This is a genomic window from Dietzia sp. DQ11-71 (assembly GCF_014144995.1).
Lineage (GTDB): Bacteria > Actinomycetota > Actinomycetes > Mycobacteriales > Mycobacteriaceae > Dietzia > Dietzia kunjamensis.
Genome location: NZ_JAALDT010000245.1, coordinates 1 through 6968, shown reverse-complemented (window position 1 = coordinate 6968; position 6968 = coordinate 1). Strand labels below are relative to the sequence as shown.

The following is a 6968-nucleotide window of genomic DNA, read 5'->3' as shown; positions in this document are numbered from 1 at the left end:
GCCCTCGGCGACGAACGGCTCGGCCGCCTCCGGGCGCACGTCGCACACCACGAGCCCGCCCGGCCAGGCCAGGAGGCGATTCGCGATCGGCGCACCCATGTTGCCCAGGCCGATGAACCCGACCGGCGCGGGGGAGTCGCCGGGACCGCCGGGGCCGATCGCGGGTGCGGGGTCCTGTTCGGGGGTCGGGGCCGGGTCGCTCGTGATCGGATGCCCGCTCATGACCGGATGATCTGTCCGCCGTCGACGTTGAAGATCTGTCCGGTGATCCACGACGCCTCGTCCGACAGCAGGAACAGCAGCATCCCCACCAGGTCCTCCGGCTGACCCATGCGCTTGATGGGCAGCTTGTCGACCATCTCCTTGACGATCGACTGCGGGGTCGAGGAGCGGTTGGCCTCGGTGTCGATCGGCCCGGGAGCGATGGCGTTGATGCGGATGTTCGAGCCGCCCAGCTCGGTGGCGAGCTGCTGGGTGAGGCCGTTGACGCCCACCTTGGCCAGCCCGTAGAAGCCCGAGTACAGCCACGCCGCGGTGGAGGACTGGTTGACGATGGCGCCACCGCCGGCGGCGGCCATCTTCTCCCAGCAGGCGCGGACCATGAGCAGCTGACCGTTGAGGTTCACCGACATGAACTTCTCGTAGTAGTCCCACGGCACGGTGATGAGGAAGTCGAGCTTCATGCCGCCGAAGATCGCGGCGTTGTTGACCAGGATGTCCAGGCGGCCGAACTCCTCGACCGCGGCCTCGGCACAGGCGTTGGCCGAGTCGGGGTCCGAGACGTCCGTGTGCTGGAAGACCGCCCGGCCGCCCGCGGCGACGATGTCCGCGGCGACGCGCTCCCCGTTCTCGGTCGACACGTCGGCGACCACCACGTTCGCGCCCTCGGCCGCGAGGGCCTTGGCGTACTCCTCGCCGTTGCCGCCGGCGGCTCCGGTCACGATGGCGGTCCTACCGTCGAAACGTCCCATGTCGTGTGTGTCTCTTCCTGTCGGCGTGGTGATGCTGGATGGGGTGGTGCTGGTGAGTGGTGCTGGTGAGTGGTGTGGGGCCAGGTGCCGGGCCAGTGGTGCCGGGTGCCCGGGCTCTCCGGTGCTCTCCGGTGCTGTCCGGGGCTGTCCGGGGCTGTCCGGGGCCTCAGGCCGGGGTGGCCACGGACTTGATCTCGAGGTACTCCTCGAAGCCCTCGCGGCCCCTCTCGCGGCCGATGCCGGACTGCTTGTACCCGCCGAAGGGCACGTCGGCGCCGTACCACTGGCCGCCGTTGACGCCGAGGGTGCCGGTGCGAATGCCGGCCACGACCTTCTCGATCCGCTCGGGGTCGGTGCCCCACACGGCTCCGGACAGGCCGTACGGGGAGTCGTTGGCGATCCGGATCGCATCGGAGTCGCCATCGTGGGGGATGACCACCAGGACGGGGCCGAAGATCTCCTCCTGCGCCACGCGTGCCGAGTTGTCGAGACCGGAGTGAGGGTCGGCTCCACCCAGAACCCGCGCTCCATGCCCTCGCCGGTGGGGCGACCGCCGCCGATCTCGATGGTCCCGCCCTCCTGGCGCGCCAGGGCGATGTAGCCCTCGATGCGCTCGCGCTGGACCGCGGAGATGACCGGGCCGCAGAAGGCACCCGGGTCGTTGGGGTCCTTCGGGGCGAATGCCGCCATGGCGCCCTTGGCCGCCTCGACCGCCTCGTCGTACCTCTCGCGGGGCACGACGAGGCGGGTGGTCAGCGCACAACCCTGGCCGGCGTGCGTACACGCGTTGAGGGCGGTCATGAAGCACGCCGAGTTCAGGTCGGCGTCGTCCAGCACGACCGCGGCGGACTTGCCGCCGAGTTCGAGGAAGACCTTCTTCAGCGTCTCGGCGGCGGCGGCCATGATCTTCTTGCCGGTCGCGGTGGATCCGGTGAAGGAGACCAGGTCGACGCGAGGATCGGTGGTCAGCTGTTCGCCGAGGCCGTGGTCGGACGACGACACCACGTTGAGTACGCCGGCGGGGATGTCCGTCTCCTCGGCGGCGATCCGGGCCACGGCCGCGGCGATGAGCGGGGTGTCGGGGGCGGGCTTGAGCACCACGGTGCAGCCGGCGGCCAGCGCGGGGCCGATCTTGGCGAAGTTGATCTGGTTGGGGAAGTTCCACGGGGTGATGGCCCCGACGACGCCGATCGCCTCGGGCCGGGTCGAGCGGTTGGAGCGCACGCCCATGATCTCGGACTCCCCTAGCTCGGTGACCCACTCGTAGGCCTCCACCAGGTCGGCGAGCCAGCCCAGGTCCGCGACGGGCCCCTCCAGCTGGGGGCCGGTCGTGAACATGTGGGGCGCGCCGACCTCGGCGATGGTCAGTGCCCGCAGCTCCTCGATGTGTCCCTGAAGTGCGTCGCGGAGCTGGCGCAGGCACCGCGCACGGAACGCGTGGTCCCAGGACCAGTCGGTGGTGTCGAACGCGGTGCGCGCGGCGGCGATGGCCGCGTCCATGTCCTCGCGCCCGGCGTCGGCGGCCCGGCCGATGACCTCCTCGGTGGCCGGGTTGAGGACGTCGAACGTGGCGCCCCCGGTCGCGGGTCGCAGCTCACCGCCGATCAGCAGGGGGGGCGGTGTCGGCGATGCTCGTCGTCACTTCGGAGCCTTCCGTCGTGGTGGGTCGATTCAGCGGTGGGTCGATTCAGCGGTGGATCGATCCAGAGTGGCTGGACAGCTGTCTAGACGATAGTCCGGACGGTGGTGTACTGTCCAGACACATGTCCAGTGATCTTCGGTTCGAATCGACGCGGCGCAGGCTCAACGCCCAGCAGGCCGAGACCGTCGACCGCCTGACCAGCGCGGCGGTCGAGGTGCTGCGGGAGAAGGGTCCGGGAGGCCTGGCCGTCCGTGCCGTGGCCGCCAGGGCCGGCGTCGCACCGGCGACCGCCTACACGTACTTCTCCTCCAAGGGCCACCTCATCGCGGAGGTGTTCTGGCGCCGTCTGGACGACCACGTGACCGAGGCCGCCGACGGTGGCTCCGCCGCCGACCGGGTGGTCGCCGTGTTGCGCGACGTCGCGCTCCTCCTCGCCGACGAGCCGGAACTGTCGTCGGCCGTCACCGCCGCCCTGTTGGGCGACGACCCCGAGGTCTCCCACCTGCGGGTACGGATCGGCGCCGATATCCGACGTCGCCTCGTGGCGGCGTTGGGGGAGCGGAACGACGACGAGGTGGTCCAGGCGCTGGAGATGGTCTACGCCGGGGCACTCGTCCGGGCGGGCATGGGCTACGGCTCCTACTCGGACATGGCAGACGCGATCGAATCCGCAGCACGACTGATCCTGAGGTGACGCCCGAGATGACCACCGCGACGCCCGCTCCGCTCGTGTTCAGCCCGTACGACTACGCGGTGCACGAGGATCCCTACCCGTTCTACGCCCGTCTCCGCGCCGAGGCGCCCGTCTACAACAACCCGGACCTCGACTTCTGGGCGCTGAGCAGGCACGCGGACGTCCGCGAGGCGTTCCGCGCGCCGGACGTGTTCTCCAACGCCATGGGGGTCTCGCTGGACCCCGCCGCGTACGGGCCGCACGCCTACAAGACGATGTCCTTCCTCGCGATGGACGATCCCCGCCACGCCCGCCTGCGCAAACTGGTGAGCAAGGGGTTCACCTCCAGGCGCGTGGACGCCCTGTCCGAGGGGATCTCGAGGATCTCGCGGCAGTACTGGGACGAGTGCCTGGCCCGGTCCCGCGACGGGGAGACCATCGACTTCGTCGACGACTACGCGGGCAAGCTGCCCATGGACGTCATCTCGGATCTCATGGGCGTACCGGAGGTCGACCGGGCCGAACTGCGTCGGCTGGCCGACCTCGTCATGCACCGCGAGGAGGGCGTGCAGGACGTGCCGGAGGACTCCATGGTGGCCGCGCTCGACCTCATCACCTACTACCAGGGGATGGTCGCCGAGCGTCGTACCGCCCGGACCGGGGACCTCACCTCCGCACTGCTCGACGCCGAGATCGACGGCGAGAAGCTGGACGACGACGAGATCCTGTCCTTCCTGTTCCTCATGGTGGTGGCCGGCAACGAGACCACGACCAAGCTTCTGGCCAACGCCCTGTTCTGGGGCCACGAGTACCCCGGCCAGTCGCGGGCCGTGCTCGACGGACGTGGCGATCGAGGAATGGCAGGCCGCCAGTCCCCACTACGCCCGCCGGATGAAGGACGCGCTGTCGATCACCGGCGACGGCGTCGCCGAGATCTTCAAGGGCTTCCAACTGGACGTGGGCGCCCCGCCGGAGTTCATGGACTTCCGGTACTCGGTGACCGACCACGACAACGGTGAGTTCTGGCTGGACCACTGTGGAGCCCTCATGGACGTCGAGCCGATGGGGGACCGGCTGGTCACCACCATGTGCCACGACATCGAGGACCCCACCTTTCCCGCCACCGCGCTGGCCACCAATCCGCTCGCGGTCGTCGAACCCATCCACCGCCCGCCCCGCGCCCCGGAGGGCCGCACCCCGCACTGCCACTGGCGGGTGCGGATCGACCCGGACGGCGAGCCGTTCCCGGTGCCCGGACCCGCGCTCGAGTCCGCGTCCAGCCGGATCATCGACTTCCGGTTCGACCCCCCGGCGCCCCGGGACACGACCGGCGAGGGCCCGCGCGACGACTACGCGGGACCACTGCTGACCGACCTGGTCTTCACCGAGTTCACCTCCGCCGCACTCATCCGGATCACCCGCGAGGTCTATCTCCAGATGCACCTGCTCGCCGTCGGTTTCCACCAGTCGGTGCGGCGTCGGTCGGACACCGAGACGGCGGACCGGCTCCTCGCCTACCAGGCCACCGGCATCGCCGGTGTCGCGGCGGGACGGATCCGCGAGGTCCTGGGCGTGGGCCCCGACGCGCTCGGCCTCGCCGCGGTACTCGACGTGCACCCTCTCGCCGGGCCCACCGCTTACACCGGCTACTCATCGGAGGTGTCCGCGGACGGTACCGAGCTGACGGTCCGCTGGGACACCGCCGCCGACGGGTTCGCCGACGACACCTGGCTTCCGCTGCTCGCCCGGGACGGCCTTCGGCCCCTCGCCGCCGCCGCGCAGGCCGTCGACCCGCACTGGACCGTGGAGCGAGTCCCGACAGACGGCTCGCACGTGGAGGCGGTCCTGCGGTTGGGCGACGAGCCGGCCACGGAGGGCGAGGAGGTCGCCGTCACCCGCATCAGCACCGGCGCGGCGTTCACCTTCGGGCCCACCCGCACCCCGCTCCCCATCACGCCCGTCTGAGCCGACCCCACCCGACGAGTCCGCTCCACCCGAGTAGCCCGCCCCGGAGGACCCCGTAATGGCACACACCCTGGCAGATCTCTTCGAGCACGCGGTCGACGCGTACGGACGCGACCGGCTCGCGGTGGTGGAGGACGACCGCCGGCTCACGTACGCGGACCTGGAGGCCGAGGCCAATCGGTGGGCGGACGGGCTGGCCTCCCGGGGGGTGGGGCCCGGCGATCACGTGGCGATCCACCTGCGCAACGGGGTGGACTGCATCGCGCTGTTCCTCGGCGTCCTCAAGCTCCGTGCCGTGCCCGTCAGCATCAACTACCGCTACGCGGGATCCGAGCTGGGGTACCTGTACGACTACTCCGACTCCTGCGCCCTGGTCTTCCATCGCGAGTTCACCCCGGCGGTGGCGGGTGCGGTCGGGGACGCGGAGCGGCTGCGTCACCTCATCGTGGTCGAGGACGGATCCGGGGCGGGGGAGCTGCCGTCCGGCACGCTCGACGCCCGGGAACTCCTCGCTGCGGCCTCGCCGGACCGGGCGCCGGTGGAACGCAGCGCGGACGACCTCTTCCTCGTCTTCACGGGCGGGACCACCGGCAAGCCGAAGGGCGTGATGTGGCGCCAGGAGGACCTGTGGCGCAGCCTCGGCGGGGGCAGCGACTACTACACCGGGGAGCCGGTGCCCGACGAGTACCACCAGTCCCGTGCCGGCCTGGGCGGGGACCCCGCGCGCTACCTCGTCCTGCTCCCGCTCATCCACACCTCCGGGCTCATGCCCTCGTTCACCGCCCTGTTCTCCGGGGGCACGTGCCACTACCTGCCGCACTTCCGGGCGGACGACGTGCTCGAGGAGATCGAGAGCGAGAAGATCCAGATCGTCGTCCTCGCCGGCGACGCCATGGTGCGGCCGATGCTCGGACGGATGCGCGGCACCGGTGCCGACACCTCGAGTGTGTTCATGGTCAGCTCCGGCGCCGCCCTGTTCTCGCCGTCGGTCAAGGCCGAACTCTTCGAGCTGCGCCCCGATCTCATGATCATGGACGCGTTCGGGTCCTCCGAGAGCGGCTTCGGCGGGCTGGGAGTCGTGACGAGGGCGAACGTCGACGACGGGTCCCTGTTCGCAGACCACGGCCCCCGCATCCCCCGGGGCAGCGGCCTGCAACTGGTGGACGACTTCGACGAGCCGCTGCCCGACGACTCCACCGAGATCGGCTGGATCGTCAAGGCCGGCTACCAGCCCAGTGGCTACTACAAGGACGCCGCCAAGTCGGCGGAGACGTTCCGCGAGATCGCCGGGACCCGGCGGGTGTTCACCGGCGACCGCGGCAGGTACGACGGCCCGGACACGATCATCATGCTCGGCCGGGGCAGCCAGGTGATCAACTCGGGTGGCGAGAAGATCTTCGCCGAGGAGGTCGAGTCGGCGCTCAAGGCCGCCGAGGGCGTGCAGGACGCCGTGGCGCTGGGCGTGCCGGACGAGCGGTTCGGCCACCGGGTCGGGGCGGTGCTCCAGTGGGATGACGGCCACACCGGGGACTTCGCGGCCCTGGAGGAGGCGCTGCGCGCGACCCTGGCGGGGTTCAAGATCCCGGTCGCGTTCTGGGTCGTCGACACGGTGGAGCGGCACCCCAGCAGCAAGACGGACTACGGGTGGGCCAAGCGGGTCCTCGCCGACCGCGGGCCCGACCACGACCGCCGGCAGTGACCGCGCTCCACCTGGGCG

Annotated in this window: 5 protein-coding genes and 1 pseudogene; 3 read left to right on the top strand and 3 right to left on the bottom strand. The window is 70.8% G+C overall.

Annotated features, from left to right (window positions below):
• The 3 genes and pseudogenes from G6023_RS09395 to G6023_RS09385 all read right to left on the bottom strand — a co-directional run.
• The coding region (locus tag G6023_RS09395) for an NAD(P)-binding domain-containing protein (protein ID WP_241727785.1) at positions 1-222 on the bottom strand (222 nt) is incomplete at its 3' end.
• On the bottom strand, positions 219-971 hold the full coding sequence (locus G6023_RS09390; RefSeq protein WP_132063016.1) for an SDR family oxidoreductase: 753 nt from the start codon (positions 969-971) through the stop codon (positions 219-221). The genes G6023_RS09390 and G6023_RS09395, both read right to left, overlap by 4 nt.
• A gap of 166 nt (positions 972-1137) precedes the next feature.
• Positions 1138-2582 (bottom strand): annotated as a pseudogene (locus G6023_RS09385) (aldehyde dehydrogenase).
• 152 nt (positions 2583-2734) lie between these two features.
• Between G6023_RS09385 and G6023_RS09380 the strand changes: the two are divergent.
• The 3 genes from G6023_RS09380 (at position 2735) to G6023_RS09365 (ending at position 6950) form a co-directional block, all read left to right on the top strand.
• A complete protein-coding gene (locus tag G6023_RS09380; protein WP_069389549.1) occupies positions 2735-3307 on the top strand; it encodes a TetR/AcrR family transcriptional regulator in 573 nt (190 codons plus the stop codon).
• Between the two features lie 8 nt (positions 3308-3315).
• Positions 3316-4305 (top strand): cytochrome P450 family protein, encoded by a 990-nt coding sequence (locus tag G6023_RS09375; RefSeq protein WP_241727784.1) that lies wholly within the window; start codon positions 3316-3318, stop codon positions 4303-4305.
• 1004 nt (positions 4306-5309) lie between these two features.
• Complete coding sequence (locus G6023_RS09365) at positions 5310-6950, top strand: AMP-binding protein (RefSeq protein ID WP_182635151.1); 1641 nt, start codon at positions 5310-5312, stop codon at positions 6948-6950.
• The last annotated feature ends 18 nt before the right edge of the window (positions 6951-6968 follow it).

Coding starts and splice junctions, on each gene's coding strand:
- G6023_RS09390 (WP_132063016.1), bottom strand. CDS start 971: ATGGGACGTTTCGACGGTAGGACCGCCATCGTGACCGGAGCCGCCGGC.
- G6023_RS09380 (WP_069389549.1), top strand. CDS start 2,735: ATGTCCAGTGATCTTCGGTTCGAATCGACGCGGCGCAGGCTCAACGCC.
- G6023_RS09375 (WP_241727784.1), top strand. CDS start 3,316: ATGACCACCGCGACGCCCGCTCCGCTCGTGTTCAGCCCGTACGACTAC.
- G6023_RS09365 (WP_182635151.1), top strand. CDS start 5,310: ATGGCACACACCCTGGCAGATCTCTTCGAGCACGCGGTCGACGCGTAC.